The sequence below is a fragment of the Hydrogenophaga sp. genome (genome assembly GCF_041633695.1).
Classification (GTDB): domain Bacteria; phylum Pseudomonadota; class Gammaproteobacteria; order Burkholderiales; family Burkholderiaceae_C; genus Hydrogenophaga.
Map to the genome: position 1 here is coordinate 1 of NZ_JBFJMY010000050.1, position 16,073 is coordinate 16,073.

The 16,073-nt window shown below is 64.5% G+C and carries 15 protein-coding genes and 2 pseudogenes; 4 read left to right on the forward strand and 13 right to left on the reverse strand.

The features are described 5' to 3' along the window. Nucleotides 1–239 (forward strand): annotated as a pseudogene (locus ABYB95_RS05010) (histone); the annotation flags it as partial. Nucleotides 240–336: 97 nt separating this feature from the next. Here ABYB95_RS05010 and ABYB95_RS05015 read toward each other — a convergent pair. The 7 genes from ABYB95_RS05015 to ABYB95_RS05045 form a co-directional block, all read right to left on the reverse strand. Beyond that, nucleotides 337–1,230 carry a carbohydrate kinase family protein gene (locus ABYB95_RS05015; protein WP_372657354.1) on the reverse strand — a complete coding sequence of 298 codons (894 nt, stop codon included), beginning with the start codon at nt 1,228–1,230 and terminating at the stop codon, nt 337–339. Between the two features lie 14 nt (nt 1,231–1,244). Beyond that, a complete protein-coding gene (locus ABYB95_RS05020; protein WP_372657356.1) occupies nt 1,245–2,528 on the reverse strand; it encodes a DUF3426 domain-containing protein in 1,284 nt (427 codons plus the stop codon). Nucleotides 2,529–2,638: 110 nt separating this feature from the next. Continuing rightward, on the reverse strand, nt 2,639–3,523 hold the full coding sequence (prmA, locus tag ABYB95_RS05025) for a 50S ribosomal protein L11 methyltransferase (protein WP_372657357.1): 885 nt from the start codon (nt 3,521–3,523) through the stop codon (nt 2,639–2,641). A gap of 32 nt (nt 3,524–3,555) precedes the next feature. Then, on the reverse strand, nt 3,556–4,905 hold the full coding sequence (gene accC, locus ABYB95_RS05030) for an acetyl-CoA carboxylase biotin carboxylase subunit (RefSeq protein ID WP_372657358.1): 1,350 nt from the start codon (nt 4,903–4,905) through the stop codon (nt 3,556–3,558). 13 nt (nt 4,906–4,918) lie between these two features. Beyond that, nucleotides 4,919–5,389: an acetyl-CoA carboxylase biotin carboxyl carrier protein gene (gene accB / locus ABYB95_RS05035; RefSeq protein ID WP_372657359.1), complete on the reverse strand. Its 471-nt coding sequence runs from the start codon at nt 5,387–5,389 to the stop codon at nt 4,919–4,921. A gap of 227 nt (nt 5,390–5,616) precedes the next feature. Further along, nucleotides 5,617–6,138, reverse strand: coding sequence for a TlpA family protein disulfide reductase (locus tag ABYB95_RS05040; RefSeq protein ID WP_372657360.1), 522 nt, complete (start codon nt 6,136–6,138; stop codon nt 5,617–5,619). After that, complete coding sequence (locus ABYB95_RS05045) at nt 6,135–6,749, reverse strand: hypothetical protein (protein WP_372657361.1); 615 nt, start codon at nt 6,747–6,749, stop codon at nt 6,135–6,137. Before ABYB95_RS05045 ends, ABYB95_RS05040 begins: the two co-directional genes overlap by 4 nt. 92 nt (nt 6,750–6,841) lie before the next feature. Here ABYB95_RS05045 and mpl point away from each other — a divergent pair, with 92 nt between their 5' ends. After that, nucleotides 6,842–8,284: a UDP-N-acetylmuramate:L-alanyl-gamma-D-glutamyl-meso-diaminopimelate ligase gene (gene mpl, locus ABYB95_RS05050; protein ID WP_372657362.1), complete on the forward strand. Its 1,443-nt coding sequence runs from the start codon at nt 6,842–6,844 to the stop codon at nt 8,282–8,284. Nucleotides 8,285–8,342: 58 nt separating this feature from the next. Here the strand turns inward: mpl and ABYB95_RS05055 are convergent, their stop codons facing one another. From ABYB95_RS05055 to rodA, 6 genes are all read right to left on the reverse strand, one after another. Continuing rightward, nucleotides 8,343–8,663: a hypothetical protein gene (locus ABYB95_RS05055; RefSeq protein WP_372657363.1), complete on the reverse strand. Its 321-nt coding sequence runs from the start codon at nt 8,661–8,663 to the stop codon at nt 8,343–8,345. Between the two features lie 88 nt (nt 8,664–8,751). Beyond that, entirely contained in the window at nt 8,752–9,804 is a 1,053-nt protein-coding gene (locus ABYB95_RS05060) for a hypothetical protein (RefSeq protein WP_372657364.1), read from the reverse strand. Between the two features lie 180 nt (nt 9,805–9,984). Next, nucleotides 9,985–11,124 (reverse strand): 3-deoxy-7-phosphoheptulonate synthase, encoded by a 1,140-nt coding sequence (locus tag ABYB95_RS05065; protein WP_372657365.1) that lies wholly within the window; start codon nt 11,122–11,124, stop codon nt 9,985–9,987. Between the two features lie 208 nt (nt 11,125–11,332). Then, nucleotides 11,333–12,793: a metalloprotease TldD gene (gene tldD / locus ABYB95_RS05070; protein WP_372657366.1), complete on the reverse strand. Its 1,461-nt coding sequence runs from the start codon at nt 12,791–12,793 to the stop codon at nt 11,333–11,335. A gap of 60 nt (nt 12,794–12,853) precedes the next feature. Beyond that, the gene (locus tag ABYB95_RS05075; RefSeq protein ID WP_372657367.1) at nt 12,854–13,768 is read right to left on the reverse strand and encodes an NAD(P)-dependent oxidoreductase; all 915 of its coding nucleotides are present in this window, start codon (nt 13,766–13,768) and stop codon (nt 12,854–12,856) included. Then, entirely contained in the window at nt 13,765–14,919 is a 1,155-nt protein-coding gene (gene rodA / locus ABYB95_RS05080) for a rod shape-determining protein RodA (protein WP_372657368.1), read from the reverse strand. Before rodA ends, ABYB95_RS05075 begins: the two co-directional genes overlap by 4 nt. Nucleotides 14,920–14,942: 23 nt before the next feature. Between rodA and ABYB95_RS05085 the strand changes: the two genes are divergently transcribed. Beyond that, complete coding sequence (locus ABYB95_RS05085; protein ID WP_372657369.1) at nt 14,943–15,563, forward strand: YqiA/YcfP family alpha/beta fold hydrolase; 621 nt, start codon at nt 14,943–14,945, stop codon at nt 15,561–15,563. Nucleotides 15,564–15,638: 75 nt separating this feature from the next. Continuing rightward, a pseudogene (locus ABYB95_RS05090) lies at nt 15,639–16,073 on the forward strand (RNB domain-containing ribonuclease); the annotation flags it as partial.

Here is a 16,073-nt window from a genome sequence, read left to right on the forward strand (position 1 = left end):
CGGCCAAGAAGGCTGCACCAGCGAAGAAAGCCGCTCCGGCTAAGAAGGCTGCACCAGCCAAGAAAGCCGCTCCGGCCAAGAAGGCTGCACCAGCCAAGAAAGCCGCTGCGGCTAAGAAGGCCCCCACCGCAAAAAAAGCACCGCCGGCTAAAAAGCCGGCAGCCCCTGCGGCACCTGCGGCGCAAACCAAGCTCAACCCTCAGGCTGCCTGGCCGTTTCCTACGTCCAGCAAGCCCTGAAGTCGTCCTTGAGATGCACCCACAGCCCGGCGCGCAAGCGCCGGGCTTTTTCATGCCTGCTTCTCAAGCGAGAAGCAGGCAGAGATGGTCTTCTTGCTCAGACCGGTTCGTTGAGCTGGTAGTTTTGTCCGCCTCTGGACGCGATTTTGGCCGCACCCATGCGGTTGCCCAGTTCGGCACAGCGCTGCAATGTCCAACCCTGCTCCAACCCGTACAGCAACGCCGCGCGAAACGCATCGCCGCAGCCCGTAGGGTCCAGCACCGAAGCAGCAGCCACCCCAGCCACCACCGTCTTGGCGCCGTTCTCCCAGACTTCGCAGCCTTGTTCGCCCAGCGTCACCACCAAGCCGCGCAGCTGCGCAGCAATGGCCTCCAGCGAGAGCCCCGTGCGATCCGACAACATTCGCGCTTCGTAGTCGTTGACGGCCACCCAACTCGCCAGGCTCACGAAGCCCTGCAACTCCTCGCCATTGAACATGGGCAGGCCCTGGCCCGGATCGAAGACAAAGGGCACGCCGGCGGCATGCAGTTGTTGTGCGTGTTGCAGCATCGCGTCGCGCCCGTCGGGCGAAACGATCGCCAGCGGAATGTCCTCGCGCGTTGGCACCGGATTGTGGTGGGCCTGCATCATGGCCCCGGGGTGAAAAGCCGTGATCTGGTTGTTGTCCTGATCGGTCATGATCATCGCTTGCGCGGTGTAGTCGTCACCCGACGTGCTGATGTGCTGGACATCCACCCCCATGGCTTTGAGGCGCTCCAGGTAGTCGGCACCATCGCTGCCCAGACAGGCCAAGGGGATCACGTCGGCACCCAGCTGGCGCAGTCCATAGGCGATGTTGCCGGCACAACCGCCGTATTCCCGACGCAAACTGGGCACCAGAAACGAGACATTCAGAATGTGCAGCTGGCTGGGCAGTATCTGCTCGGAAAACCGGCCTTCAAACGTCATGATGGTGTCGAAAGCCAGAGAGCCGCAAACAAGAATAGGCATGTAAGGTCCAGAGGTCAGGGATAAAAAATCAGGGCGCGGTAGCCTGCCATGGGCGAGGCGTCGGCCAGCACGATGGAGAGGCGCAGATTGACCGACAAAGAACTGCGCGCCGCCAACGAGACAGGCGTTCCCGGGAACTGCTCGGGGGTGAAGATGCGCCGCGCGATCACTTCGTCGCGCGTGTCGGTCAGGGTGAGCTCCAGTGCAGGCACGGCCAAGGTGATGTCGGCGGTGTTCTTGAGCACCAGATCAAAAGAATAGAAGTTGCCAAGACGGCGCACCAGCGCCGAGCTGTCGATCACCACAGCGTCGATGCGGCGGACCGGTGCGAGCTTGCAGCCCAGCGGCTCGCACAAGCGTTCCAGCACAGGCGCCCAACCGGGTTGCCAGGCGGCCAGGCGGTCGCGTTCGTGCAAGGTCCATTGACCCGCCAACAAGACGGCCAGCACCAGGGCCAAAAGCGCCAGCACGCTGCGCATGCCAGCCGACTGCCAAAAAGCGCGCCGGCGCGCCTGGCGCACAAAGCCCGGCTCGGCCGCTTGCAAAGCAGTTTCGCCTTCGGGCACAGCGATATCGGACCACTGGCTGGGCACTTCTTGGGGCGCCGCACCCGGTACAGCCGCCACGGCCTTGGATGCTGCCTGCACCGGGTCTGTGCTTGGTGCGTCGTGCACGGCAGCGCTTTTGCCCAGCCCGGCAGCAAAATTCTTCAGTTCGGCATGGAAGTCCGACGGGTCGCCGCTGTCGTCGACCGGTGCGGGCAAGGGTCGCGCAGCCGCTTGTACGGGCGACGGCTTTTCAGGAGCAAGCGGCGCGCTCGGCAAGCCGCCACTGGGGGGCGCAGAGGTGTTCCCATCCTCGGATGAGAGCCACTCGTCGAAGGGACCCAAATCGACACCGGACAGCTCTCCCGCATCCGCCACCACGTCCAGTGGCACAGGGCCCGACAGCCATTCACCTTCATCATCGTGGCTCAGCGCTTCGACCTGCGTGGACGGGGTCGTGTCCAGAAGCATGTCCTCGTCGATGTGGTCGCTGGTGAAGCTTGCAGCCTGAGGCTCGGCTCCGGCCGGATCGGGTCCTGATCCATCGGATACGTCCGGCTCAGACAAAGCGTCGACAACCGGCTCAGGCTCTGGTTCTGCCTGCACCGGCGCGGTCCAGGTTTCCAGATACAGCGTGGCGTCGAACACATCCGCGCAATGACCGCAGCGCACCCAGCCTTCGGATATCTTGAGCTGGTCCGGCACGACTTTGAAAGTCGTGGCGCAAGCGGGACATCGGGTGGTGAGGTTCATGCGCAGATTATTGCAGGCAGCGCCCGTGCGTCAGGACCCCATCGGGGCTTGAACGAGCCAAGCCACCCACACACCACCACCCGGGCCGCCAACGTCCCATAGCCCACCCTTCAGGGCTTGGTGGCGGTCATCAAGATCCAGCCTTCCGACTCGTCGCTGACGGTCAATGCCACCCAGGGCGCATAGGCCTCGCGCAATTCGTCGGCCTGCCGGGCCAGGATACCGGCCAGCACGAGATGGCCGCCCGGCTGTACGTGTTGGCACAACAGCGGCGCCAGCACCTTGAGCGGCGTGGCCAGTATGTTGGCCAGCACCAGATCGAACACACCATCGGCGCGGTCCGGCAACCCGGCCAGCAGCTCGACGTGGTTGGCGCTGGCATTCAAGCCGGTGGACTCCACCGCCGCCGGATCGATATCGACCGCGACGATGTCGGTGGCACCAAACTTGGCCGCGCCTATGGCCAGAATGCCCGAACCGCAGCCATAGTCCAGCACCCGCTGACCGGCCAGTTGGCGCCGGGCCAGCCAGCGCAAACACATGCGGGTGGTGGGGTGCGTGCCGGTACCAAAGGCCAGGCCCGGGTCCAGGCGAATCACCTGTTGGGCCGCAGCGGGGGGTTCGTGCCAGCTCGGCACAATCCAGAATGTGGGGGTGATCTTGACCGGCGCAAACTGCGATTGGGTCAGCCGCACCCAGTCTTGGTCGGGAACCAGTTGCACGCCCTGCACCTGGCAAGCGGCAAAGAAATCCTGCACCACCAGCAAGGCTGCCGCACCGCGCGCCGCTTCTTCGGTCGAAAACAGCGCCACCATGCGCGAGCGCTGCCAACCGTCTTTGGGCGGCGGCATGCCCGGTTCGCCAAACAAGGCCGATTCGGCCGGCGTCAAGGCGTCGGCGTCTTCCACCGACACACTCAACGCATCCAGCGCATCCAGCGCCTCGCTCACCGGCTCGACCTGGGATTCCGGCACCAGCAAGACCAGCTCAAACATGGGCGCTCCAGACCGGTGGATGCCCAGCGGTGTCAGCGATCACGCTGCGACAACCACTCTTCCAGGTAGTGGATGTTGGTGCCACCGGCGACAAAACTCGCGTCCACCATCAGTTCGCGGTGCAGCGGGATATTGGTCTTGATGCCTTCGATCACGGTTTCGGCCAGCGCCGTGCGCATGCGCGCCAGTGCCTGTTCGCGCGTATCACCGTGCACAATGATCTTGCCGATCATCGAGTCGTAGTTGGGCGGCACAAAATAATTGGTGTAGGCGTGCGAGTCCACCCGCACACCTGGGCCACCCGGCGCGTGCCAGGTCGTGATGCGACCGGGCGAGGGCGTGAACTTGTAAGCGTCTTCGGCGTTGATCCGGCACTCGATGGCATGGCCCCGCAGCTGGATCTGGCGCTGCGTGAACGGCAGTTTTTCGCCATACGCCACCGAGATCTGGGTGCGCACGATGTCCACGCCGGTGATCCATTCGGTGACCGGGTGCTCGACCTGAACGCGGGTGTTCATTTCGATGAAATAGAACTCGCCGTTTTCGAACAAAAATTCAAAAGTACCTGCGCCGCGGTAACCGATCTTCTTGCAGGCGGTGGCACAGCGCTCGCCAATCTTCTCGATCAACCGTCGCGGAATGCCCGGTGCCGGCGCCTCCTCGATCACCTTCTGGTGGCGCCGCTGCATCGAGCAATCGCGCTCACCCAGATACACCGCGTTGCGGTGGGTGTCGGCCAGGATCTGGATTTCGATGTGGCGCGGGTTCTGGAGAAATTTCTCCATGTAAACCTCGGGGTTGCCAAACGCGGCCCCGGCTTCGGCCTTGGTGGTCTGCACCGCGTGCAGCAAAGCGGCTTCGGTGTGCACCACGCGCATGCCGCGTCCACCACCGCCACCTGCGGCCTTGATGATGACCGGGTAGCCCACCGCCTTGGCGGTGCGCTTGATCACCACCGGGTCGTCGGGCAAGGCGCCCTCAGACCCCGGCACGCAAGGCACGCCGGCCCGGATCATGGCCTGTTTGGCCGACACCTTGTCGCCCATCAAGCGGATCGACTCGGGCGAGGGGCCAATGAATTTGAAACCGCTTTTTTCCACCCGTTCGGCGAAATCGGCGTTTTCCGACAAGAAACCGTATCCCGGGTGGATCGCCTCGGCGTCGGTCACTTCGGCCGCCGAAATGATGGCTGGCATGTTGAGATAACTCAGCGCAGAGGAAGCGGGGCCGATGCAGACCGCCTCGTCGGCCAGTCGCACGTACTTGGCGTCTCGGTCGGCTTCGGAATACACCATCACCGCCTTGATGCCCAACTCGCGGCAGGCGCGCTGCACCCTCAGTGCAATCTCTCCACGGTTGGCGATCAGGATTTTCTTGAACATGTATTCGGGCCGCTTATTCGATCACAAAGAGGGGTTGCCCGTATTCCACCGCCTCGCCGTTTTCCACCAGAATCTGGGTCACGGTGCCGGATTTGTCGGCCTCGATCTCGTTGAGAATTTTCATGGCCTCGACGATGCAGATGGCTTCGCCTTCTTTGATCGTGTCGCCCACTTCAACGAAGGGCTTGGCGCCGGGACTGGCCGCCCGGTAAAAAGTCCCCACCATGGGCGATTTGACGGCGTGGCCAACCGGTTCGCTCGCAGCAGCTGCGGCGGCAACGGCAGCCGCATTCTGTTCGGGGGTGGGTGCCGCAACCGGTGCGACCGCCGCTGGCGCCGGCACGCTGTACGCCACGGGGGCGGCTTGGCCACCGGGCATGCTTTTGACAATGCGCACTTTGCCTTCGGCTTCGGTGATCTCCAGCTCCGAGACGTTCGACTCGGACACCAAGTCGATCAGCGTCTTAAGTTTTCTTAAATCCATGTTTTCTCCAACGAAAAGCGGTCAATTTGCGCCAAATGCATTCATCTTTAAAAGATTTTTATTCTTCAACCCGCTAAAGCTGCCGCAGTGTACACGATGAAAGAAGGCCAACTTTCGCCAACACCAGCAGCACAACACCGAAGGCCACATGGAATTCGGCAATTTTCAAGACACTTGGCCGACTTTACCCGGTTTTATCTCGAAGAAGCTCGCCAGACCACGGGCGCTTAGGCGCCCTGGACCCAAAGCGCCAGGTCATCGGCGGTCACCGGGCCCACCCTTCGGTGCTGGACCGCACCGTCCGAGCCAAACACCACCGTGAAAGGCAAACCCCCATTGGGATTGCCCAGCTCACGGGACAGCTCGATGCCGGCAAAGCCGGCCATGCCCACCGGGAACGCCAGCGGCAGTTTACCCATGAAGCCGCGCACAGCCTCCACCTGGTCAACCGCCAGGCCCACCACCTGCCAGCCTTGGGCCGCATGCGCCTGGTAGAACGCGTTCAGCAAAGGCAGCTCCTCCACGCAGGGCGGGCACCAGGTGGCCCAGAAATTCACCAGCAAAGGGCGTCCTCTGAAATCCGCCAGCTCGATGCGCTCGTTGTGCGGTCCGTCGAAGCCACGGCGCCAGAAAGCCGTGGCCGTGGACGGCATTTCGCTCTGCGCCTGCTGGCGCCACAGCGCCGCGCCGACGCCTGCTGCACCTGCTGCAGCGGCCAGACCGGCCATCCATACCGAGCGTCTCTTCATTTTGGGTGTGGGTCCTCGTTGTCCATCAAAGCGCGCAAGGCACGCAAATCGCCCCTGGGCTTGCGCCCTTGGGCATCGGGTTGGAGCGCGCCTCGCTGGTCGTCCTTGTCGTGCAGCATCAGGTGCACCAGCACCCACTGCCCCAGGCTGTCGCAGCGCGCCCGCACGCTCAAGGTCTCCACCGGCTCACCGCGCCAGCCGGTCACCGAGCCGGTCTGGTAGTCCACCTTGTGGTCGAGCAAGGCCCATTCGGTGGACTTGGGATCGTCGCAATACAGGTGGAGAAAGATGTCGTTGTGTCGGGTGGCCGTGCCTTGCCAGACCGCCCCCGCCACATGGGGGCGAAACTCGCTCAGGCGCGCCATCCAGACCAGGGCCACTTCGCGCAAGGCCTGCAATTCCGCCGCCTGTTCCTGCGGGCAAAAGATGGCGATGTATTCGCGCACCGCCGCATCCATGGCGGCGTTGTCGGGCCAAGGTGCCCGTGCGGACAACCCCAGTTCTTTGCCTGCGCGGCGCTTCGCAGCGGCGTACTCCATGCCCTCTTCGACCACCATTCTGGCGGCCACAGCGGCGATTTCAGCGGAGGTGTCGGCACGGCAGGCATCCATACCGGGATTGTGCACCGCGTGCCGAATCCATGGCTCCTGCCAGGCCAAGGCCCTGCGATCGGGTGCGGCTGGGCGGCGCCTAAAATCGCCGTATGCACATACACATACTCGGCATTTGCGGCACCTTCATGGGGGGCCTCGCCGCGCTGGCCCGCGAGGCCGGGCACCGCGTAACCGGGTGCGATGCGGGGGTATACCCCCCCATGAGCGACCAGTTGCGCGCGCTCGGCATCGATTTGATCGAAGGCTTTGGCGCCGATCAAATGGCCTTGAACCCCGATGTGTACGTGGTGGGCAACGTGGTGAGCCGCGCACGCCTGGCCGATGGCAGCCCCAAGTTCCCACTGATGGAAGCCATTCTGGACAGCGGCGCCCGCTACACCAGCGGACCCCAGTGGCTGGCCGAACACGTGCTGCAAGGCCGCCATGTGCTGGCGGTGGCCGGCACCCATGGCAAAACCACGACCACCGCCATGCTGGCCTGGATACTGGAATCGGCGGGTCTGAATCCGGGCTTTCTGATCGGTGGGGTGCCGATGAACTTTGGGGTATCGGCAAGACTGGGAGCCTGCGCGGCGGAACGGGCGACGGCGCCTGTCTTCGTCATCGAAGCCGATGAATACGACACGGCGTTCTTCGACAAACGCAGCAAGTTTGTGCACTACCGCCCGCGCACGGCGGTTCTGAACAACCTGGAATTCGACCACGCCGACATCTTCGACGACCTGGCCGCCATTGAGCGCCAGTTCAACCACCTGCTGCGCACGGTGCCACCTTCGGGCCGGGTCGTGAGCAATGGGCTGGAAGAGAGCCTGGAGCGCGTGCTGCACCAGGGCCTGTGGAGCGACGTGCGCACCTTTGGCGCGGCGGTGAGCGATTTCAGCGCCGTGGGCGAGCCCCATGCCTTCGACGTGATCCACAACGGCCAGCCCGTGGCGCGTGTGGAATGGGCGCTCAGCGGCGTGCACAACCAGCTCAACGCCCTGGCCGCCATCGCTGCGGCCGATCATGTGGGCGTGAGCCCGGCCGTGGCAGCTGCGGCGCTGGGTCAATTTGAAAACGTGCGGCGGCGCATGGAAATGCGGGGCACGGTGCTGCTGGATGGTCAACCGGTCGCGGTGTACGACGATTTTGCCCACCACCCCACCGCCATCCGCACCACGCTGGATGGCCTGGCGCGGCGGCTCGGCCCCGATGCCGCCCAGCGCGGGCGCATTCTGGCGGTGTTCGAACCGCGCAGCAACACCATGAAGCTGGGCACCATGAAAGCCCAGTTGCCCTGGAGCCTGGAAGCCGCCGACCTGGCGTTCTGCCACACCGGCGGCCTGGACTGGGACGCCGCCCAAGCCTTGCAGCCCATGGGTGAACGGGCGCTGGTGGCCGCGAACCTGGACCAGCTGGTGGCCCAGGTGTGCGCAGCGGCCCGCGGCGGCGATCACATCGTGTGCATGAGCAATGGCGGTTTTGGCGGTGTGCACACGCGCTTGCTGGAAGCGCTGCAGCGCAAAGCAGCGGACAGCAGCCACACCCGATAGCGCCCGGCCCGGCCTGGCTTGGCCGGGCACCGTCGCCTTCTCCGGCTTGGCCGGGCATTCAATACTCGAGCGTGCGCCCCCGTACGTCGATCAACACCACCGGTTTGGCCAAGGCCGCGCTTGCTGCCCTGGCAAACAGCTGCGCCCAGGGCCGGTGTGCCGGGTCGCGAAAGCGGGTCTCGCCAGCGGCTTGCGCCACGGCCAGTATTTTGTCGGCCATGAGCACCTTGCCACTGGCCCGCACCGGCTCGCAATCGAAGAACGTGAATTGTTCGTCCAGCCAGTTGCGGGCGGTTTCATGGGGCATGGGCTGCACCTCGTCGAGATCGAACCGGTAGCTGGCGGGTTCGCTCCAGGTCACGGTGACTTGGCTGCGCATAGGGCGGACTCCTATCGGACGGTTCTGCGGCAATCGGTGCAGAGCAGCCCCATTGTGCAGCGCTTGCACGCCCGCGCAAAGCCGCAGGCTACTGGAAAGCAGCCGGTTTCGGCGTCGAGGGCAACACGCGCAATGGCGAGTGCGGCATTTCACGCAACGCGGTCGAGGGGGCATTCAAGTCCCCGAACTCGGAACTCAGCGGGACTTCTTGCACCGCGCCGACGGGGTTGAACTGCAAGGCCACCAGCTCGCGGCGGGTCGAAGGCTCGGCGCGGCGTGCGGTGTCGGGGTCGGTGGTCAGGCCACCGACGTAATACAAAGCGGCCAGATGGTGCTCGATGTCGGCGGTTGCACCGCCGATGCGCGAAACCAGATCCGTGCAGGGTCCGGGCCTCACAGCCAGTTCGCGCATGAGGCGCATGTGCATATCGTCGAACCAGCGGGCAGGCAAACGCGGCACCCGCCTCAAATAGATGGTCTGCTCCCGGTAGCGCGGCGGCAAGACGTCGCGCTGCGTACGCGCGGCGTATATCCACATCAGGCGGTTCAGGGAAAGTTTGATGAACGAGGGCGGAATGTCGTTGTCCACGCCAGGTGGGCTGATCCATTGGCCCATTTCCAAGTCCACCGGACGGGCGGGAATGTGCAAACCCGCGCGCCAGTTGGTGAGGTCGATCACGGCCAGCAGCCGACCTTCCAGCACCAGATGGACCACGCCATTCTTGAATTCCTGCAAACGATCGACCAACAATGCGCCCAAGGTAAATTGCGAACGCAGCGGGCGCAACCAGGCTTCGAAGCGCTGCAGGCGCTGCCGCACACTTTTTTCGTCCTCGGCCTCAAAATACTCGGCCGACACAAAACCTTCCGGCAAGGGGTAACCGAACGCCAGCGGCCGGTCCACCTCGCTGCGGTGGAGCGTCAGGCGCTCGGTGCCGCCATACGGATGCTGGACGACGATGCCATCGCGCCCCTGCACGTCCACCGAGGCGCCAGAAATCATCCAGGCGTCCGCCTGATGCGGATCGCCCACCCGCCATTGCGGCCAGCCCGGCTGGTTCTGTGCGGCCCACATCTGCAAATTGCTGCTCACCGAGTCGGGGAAACCCAACAATCCCAAACGCAATATCGGCTGCTCCACGTGCCTGCTCCTGTTGCAAAAGGTTGAGACCGAGCGCCTTCCCGCTCCAACGGAGAACGCGACAGTCGATCTGCAGAGTCTATCGGCAAGTCGCACCAAGTACTGAATACCTATACGGTTCTGGGGCGCCAACCGGAGCGATCACCGACATCGGTGGTCGGTGCACCACACCAGCATTGCCTATTTTTTCCGGGCGCGCGAGGCGTGGACCGACTGCGACAACACCTCCAGTGCCGCCAGCGAGTCGTCCCACCCCAGACAGGCGTCGGTGATGCTCTTGCCATAGACCAGTTCGTTGACCCGGTCCTTGCCCGGTGTGAATTTTTGCGTCCCGGCCTCGATATGGCTTTCGATCATCACACCGAACACACTGCGCGAGCCGCCTGCGACCTGAGCACCGATGTCGCGCGCCACCTCGAGCTGCTTTTCGTGCTGCTTGCTGCTGTTGGCGTGGCTGCAATCCACCATCAGCCGGGCGGGCAGTTTTGCGGCCTCCAGATCCGCGACCGCAGCGGCCACGCTGTCGGCGTCGTAGTTGGGCTTTTTGCCACCGCGCAGGATGACGTGGCAATCCGGGTTGCCGTTGGTCTGCACGATGGCGACCTGCCCGTTCTTGTGCACCGACAGGAAGTGGTGGCCTCGGGCTGCGGCCTGGATCGCGTCGGTGGCGATCTTGATGTTACCGTCGGTACCGTTCTTGAAACCAATGGGGGCCGACAAGCCCGAGGCCAGTTCGCGGTGCACCTGGCTTTCGGTGGTGCGGGCACCGATGGCGCCCCAGCTGATCAGGTCACCGATGTACTGCGGCGAGATCACGTCCAGGAACTCGCTGCCAGCGGGCACGCCCAGGCGGTTGATCTCGATCAGCAGCTGGCGCGCCATGCGCAAGCCTTCGTCGATGCGGAAGCTCTCGTCCAGGTAGGGGTCGTTGATCAGCCCTTTCCAGCCCACCGTGGTGCGCGGCTTTTCAAAGTACACGCGCATCACGACTTCCAGCGTATCGGCGTACCGGTCGCGCAAAGGCTTCAGACGGCGCGCATAGTCCACCGCCGCCACGGGGTCGTGGATGGAACAGGGGCCGATCACGACCAGCAGACGGTCGTCCTTGCCGTGCAGGATGCGGTGGATGTGGCCACGCGTCTGGCTGATCAGGGTCTCCACCGAGGTGCCGCCAATGGGGAAAAAGCGGATCAGGTGTTCGGGGGGCGGGAGCACGGTGATGTCCTTGATGCGTTCGTCGTCGGTCTGGCTGGTTTTGTCGGCGGGACGCGAATGCCAGGCATCGGCGCTGGCGGTGGTGGTCTGGTTCTTGGCGGTCATCACAGGGCTCCTCTGGGAAAAATGGCTGAAGGCAGAAATGGAAAGGACAAAAAAAACCGCCGGGCTTGGGGCTCCGGCGGTTTGATCGAGATGGGGGGTCGTTTGCTTACAGCGCCGCCTCTCGTCCGCCAGGGACTGAGAACCAAAAATAAAAGGCGTAGCGGGTCGACATGGGTAGGGAATGTAGCACAGGTGCTTGGCAGCGGGCTTACGCCGTGCCGCCCACGGTCAGACCGTCGATGCGCAAAGTGGGCTGGCCCACACCCACCGGCACGCTCTGGCCTTCTTTGCCACAGGTGCCCACGCCACTGTCCAGGCGCATGTCGTTGCCGATCATGGACACGCGGGTCAGTGCATCGGGACCGTTGCCCACCAGGGTGGCGCCTTTGACCGGGTACTGGATCTGGCCGTTTTCCACCCAATAGGCCTGGCTGGCCGAAAACACGAATTTGCCCGAGGTGATGTCGACCTGTCCGCCACCGAAATTGGTGGCGTACAAGCCCTTCTTGATGCTGGCCACGATCTCGTCCGGCGATTTGTCGCCGCCCAGCATGTAGGTGTTGGTCATGCGGGGCATGGGCACGTGCGCGTAGCTTTCGCGCCGGCCATTGCCGGTGGGTTTGACACCCATGAGGCGGGCGTTCATCGAGTCCTGGATATAGCCGCGCAGAATGCCGTCTTCGATCAACACGTTCTTTTGCGTGGCGTGGCCTTCGTCGTCCATGTTGAGCGAGCCGCGACGGTCGGCGATCGTGCCGTCGTCCAGCACCGTCACACCCTTGGCCGCCACCCGTTTGCCGATGCGCCCGGCAAAGGCACTGGAGCCCTTGCGGTTGAAGTCGCCCTCCAGGCCGTGACCCACCGCTTCGTGCAGCAAAATGCCCGGCCAGCCCGAACCCAGCACCACCACCATTTCACCGGCGGGCGCGGGGCGCGCATCCAGATTGGTCAGGGCCGCCGCCACCGCTTCGTCCACATAGGACTGCACCATGGCTTCGTCAAAATACGCCAGGCCGTACCGCCCGCCGCCACCGGCCGAGCCGACTTCGCGCCGGCCCTTTTGCTCGGCAATCACCGTCACCGACAAGCGGATCAGTGGGCGCACATCGGCCGCCAGCGTGCCGTCGGCACGTGCCACCAGCACCACGTCGTATTCGCTGGCCATGCCAGCCATCACTTGCACCACACGCGGGTCTTTGGCCTTGGCCAGGCGCTCCACTTTCTCCAGCAGGGCCACCTTGGCCGAACTGTCGAGCGTGGTGATCGGGTCCAGGCCCGGATACAGCGAACGCGTTTTCGCCATCTTGGTGGCCGGTGTGCGCACTTTGCGGCTTTGCCCCTGCGCGGAGATGGTGCGCACCGTGTGGGCCGCGTCGATCAGCGAGGCCCAGGACAAATCGTCGGAATAGGCGAAGGCCGTCTTCTCGCCACTCACGGCGCGCACGCCCACGCCCTGGTCGATGCTGAAGCTGCCGGTCTTGACGATGCCCTCTTCCAGGCTCCAGCCTTCGCTGCGGGTGTACTGGAAATACAGGTCGGCGTCGTCCACCCCGTGCGACATGATCTCGCCCAGTGCGCGCTGCAAATGGGCGGGCGTCAAGCCAAAAGGATCGAGCAGCAGGTTTTGGGCACTGGCCAGTCGGGCGATGGTGGGTTCACGAGCAATCATGGACCCATTGTAAGAAGGTGCGCCCCCACCCGCCAGCACCAGGGTTTTGCGGCGGCCGGCTCAGGCAGCAGGTGGCTCCACGGCCTGCGTGCGCAGCAGGCTGAACAAGGCCGCGTCGTCCTGTTCGGCCAGGCCAGCGGCGTGGGCCTGGGCAAAGGTTTGCGCGGCGCGCGCACCCAGCGGCCCGGCAAAACCCACCGCCTGGCCCGCCTGCACCGCCAACCGGGTGTCTTTTTCCAGCAGCGTGACGTGGGCACGCGGTTCAAAATCGCCCTGGATGGCGCGCCGCATGCGGTCGGAACCGATCCAGCTCTGGCCGCTGGAGGCTTCGACCACCCCCAGGGTGGTTTGCAGGTCCAGACCCAGGCGCTCGGCCAGGGCCAAGGCTTCGGCCGCGCCGACCAGATTGATACCGGCCAGCAAGTTGTTCACCAGCTTGGTTCGCGCGCCATCGCCCACCCGTTCGCTGATGCGGAAAATCTGGGACGAGAGCGCTTGCAGCAAGGCTTCGCAGCGCGCCACCACAGGTGCGGGCGCTGCCACCATCAGGCTCATGCTGCCGTCGCGCGCACGCGCCGGACCACCCGACATGGGCGCGTCCACGGCCCCAATGCCCAGTTCTGCCAGCGCGGCGGCCAAAGCTTCCGTATCGTCCGGCGCGATGGTCGGGCACAGCAACACCAGTTGCCCGGCGCTCATGGCCCGCGCCGCGCCGTCGGTGCCCAGCAGCACCTCGGTGCACTGGGCCGCGTCCACCACCGCCACGATGAGCGCCGCTTGCGGCCCCAGAGCGGCAGCGGCCTGGGCCGGCGTGGCGGCGATGCGCGCGCCCGCGGCCCGTGCCTGCTCGCGCCGCAGCGGATCGCTGTCGCACACCACCACCGACCAACCGCGCTCGCACAGCCGCGCCACCATGGCACCGCCCATGTTGCCGGCGCCCACCACCGCCACATCGCAGACCGTGGCCTCGCTCATGACTGCATCAGGCGTTTGGATTTCGCGATGGACATCAGCACACCCAGGCCCACGCCCATGGTGATCATGGCGGTGCCACCGTAGCTGATGAAAGGCAGCGGTACCCCCACCACCGGCAAGATGCCGCTGACCATGCCCATGTTGACGAAGGCATAGACAAAAATATTGAGCGTCATGGCGCCGGCCAACAAGCGGGCGAACAAGGTCGGTGCCTCCAGCGCGATGATGAGACCGCGCACCACCAGGAAGATGAAACCGACCATCAAGCCCAGCGTGCCCATGAGACCGAATTCTTCGGAAAAAGCGGCGTAGATGAAGTCGGTGGTGCGCTCGGGAATGAACTCCAGATGGGTTTGCGTGCCCTGCATGAAACCCTTGCCCCAGATGCCGCCCGAGCCGATGGCGATCATGCCCTGGATGATGTGAAAGCCCTTGCCCAGCGGGTCTTTGGACGGGTCGAGCAGGGTGCACACGCGCTGGCGCTGGTATTCGCGCAGCACGTGCCAGTCCACATCGGGCGCGCACCACTTGTCCTCCATCAGGATCAGGATCACCACCCCAATGGCACCAAGGGCCAGCGGCGGCAGGATCAGCCGCCAGCTCAGGCCGGCAAAAAAGATCACAAACACGCCGGAGGCCAGCACCAGCAGCGAGGTCCCCAGATCGGGCTGTTTGATGATGAGCGCCAGCGGCACCACCAGCAAAATGCCGGCCACCGCAAAGTCCAGTGGCTTGAGCTGGCCTTCGCGGCGCTGGAACCACCAGGCCAGCATCAGCGGCATGGCCACCTTCATCAGCTCGCTGGGCTGGATCACCACGCCCACGTTGAGCCAGCGCTGCGAGCCCTTTTTTTCAATGCCGAACAAGAACACCGCCAACAGCAGCGCCACGCCACACACATACATGGGCACGGCCAGCGACATCAGCCGTTGCGGCGGAATTTGAGCCACCACGAACAACACCCCGGCGGCGATCAGCATGTTGCGGCCGTGGCTGGCAAAACGGGTACCACTGTCGAAACCGACCGAATACATGGTGATCAGGCCGATACCGGCCATCACGATCACGCCAAAGGCGAGCAAGCCGTCAAAACCCTGAAAAATCGGGAGAACGCGTTGCAGCAGGGTGGGTTTGTCGAAGACGGCGGCCATGAGCGCTCTATTATCCGTCGATCATGAACGCCCGCGAACCCACCACCCACCTGCTCTACCTGCACGGCTTCCGATCGTCACCCCAATCGATAAAGGCGCAAAAAATGGCGGCCCGGGTGCGCGAGCAGCACCCGCACGTGGTCTGGTGGTGTCCGCAACTGCCGCCTTCGCCGCACCAGGCCATGGAACAGGTGCTGCAAGGCATTTCCGGCTGGCCGCGCGAAACCATGGCCGTGGCGGGTTCTTCGCTGGGTGGGTTCTACGCCCGCTGGCTGGCCTTGCAAACCAGCTGCCCGGCGCTGCTGCTCAACCCCGCGGTGTTTCCGGCGCGCGATCTGCTGCCCTACGTCGGCGAGCAGACGGCCTGGCACGACCCCGCACAAACGCTGGTCTTTGAACCGGGTTTTGTGGACGAACTGCAAGCCCAGCAAGGCGATATCGAACGCCTGGCGGCGCTGCACCCGGCCACGCCCGAGCGGCAGTTCGCCATCGTGGCCCAGGGCGACGAGGTGCTGGATTGGCGCGAAATGCAGGCGTTTTGCGCCGGAGGGCAGATCCGCCTGCTTGCCGACAGCGACCACGCCATCAGCGATTTTGACCAGCACATCGGCGCGGCCATGGACTTCCTCGCCCTGCGGCGCTGAGCAGACCCAGCCGGACGCGCGCGGCCCGGACCCGGTCTGGCGCCCCCCGCGCGTCCGCATGGGACAATCCAGCCCATGCACTTATTGTTCGACGACGCTGGCAAACTGGTCACCGGCCGCATCCTGTCCGAGGCCGAAAGTTCGCTCCAGGTGGAGCTGGATTCCGGCAAACGCGTGAAGGTCAAGGCCGGCAACGCCTTGCTGCGCTTTGAGAAACCCGCACCGGCCCAGCTGATGGCCGACGCCGCCCAACTGGCCGACAGCATGGAGCTGGAACTGGCCTACGAATTCGCCCCCGAGGACGAGTTCGGCTTCGCCGGCCTGGCGCACGAATATTTCAGCGCCAGCGCGGGCACCACCGAACAGGTGGCGGCCCTGATCTGCCTGCAAGGCTCGCCGCACTATTTCCGCCGCGCGGGCAAGGGCCGCTACAAAAAGGCACCCGCCGACGTGCTCGCCCAGGCGCTGGCCGCGATCGAGAAAAAGAAGCAGGTCCAGGCCCAGATCGAA

Coding starts and splice junctions, on each gene's coding strand:
- ABYB95_RS05055 (WP_372657363.1), bottom strand. CDS start 8,663: ATGCGCAGCCAAGTCACCGTGACCTGGAGCGAACCCGCCAGCTACCGG.
- prmA (WP_372657357.1), bottom strand. CDS start 3,523: ATGTTTGAGCTGGTCTTGCTGGTGCCGGAATCCCAGGTCGAGCCGGTG.
- ABYB95_RS05020 (WP_372657356.1), bottom strand. CDS start 2,528: ATGAACCTCACCACCCGATGTCCCGCTTGCGCCACGACTTTCAAAGTC.
- rodA (WP_372657368.1), bottom strand. CDS start 14,919: ATGGCCGCCGTCTTCGACAAACCCACCCTGCTGCAACGCGTTCTCCCG.
- ABYB95_RS05045 (WP_372657361.1), bottom strand. CDS start 6,749: ATGGATGCCTGCCGTGCCGACACCTCCGCTGAAATCGCCGCTGTGGCC.
- ABYB95_RS05075 (WP_372657367.1), bottom strand. CDS start 13,768: ATGAGCGAGGCCACGGTCTGCGATGTGGCGGTGGTGGGCGCCGGCAAC.
- mpl (WP_372657362.1), top strand. CDS start 6,842: ATGCACATACACATACTCGGCATTTGCGGCACCTTCATGGGGGGCCTC.
- ABYB95_RS05040 (WP_372657360.1), bottom strand. CDS start 6,138: ATGAAGAGACGCTCGGTATGGATGGCCGGTCTGGCCGCTGCAGCAGGT.
- ABYB95_RS05085 (WP_372657369.1), top strand. CDS start 14,943: ATGAACGCCCGCGAACCCACCACCCACCTGCTCTACCTGCACGGCTTC.
- tldD (WP_372657366.1), bottom strand. CDS start 12,793: ATGATTGCTCGTGAACCCACCATCGCCCGACTGGCCAGTGCCCAAAAC.
- accC (WP_372657358.1), bottom strand. CDS start 4,905: ATGTTCAAGAAAATCCTGATCGCCAACCGTGGAGAGATTGCACTGAGG.
- ABYB95_RS05065 (WP_372657365.1), bottom strand. CDS start 11,124: ATGACCGCCAAGAACCAGACCACCACCGCCAGCGCCGATGCCTGGCAT.
- accB (WP_372657359.1), bottom strand. CDS start 5,389: ATGGATTTAAGAAAACTTAAGACGCTGATCGACTTGGTGTCCGAGTCG.
- ABYB95_RS05015 (WP_372657354.1), bottom strand. CDS start 1,230: ATGCCTATTCTTGTTTGCGGCTCTCTGGCTTTCGACACCATCATGACG.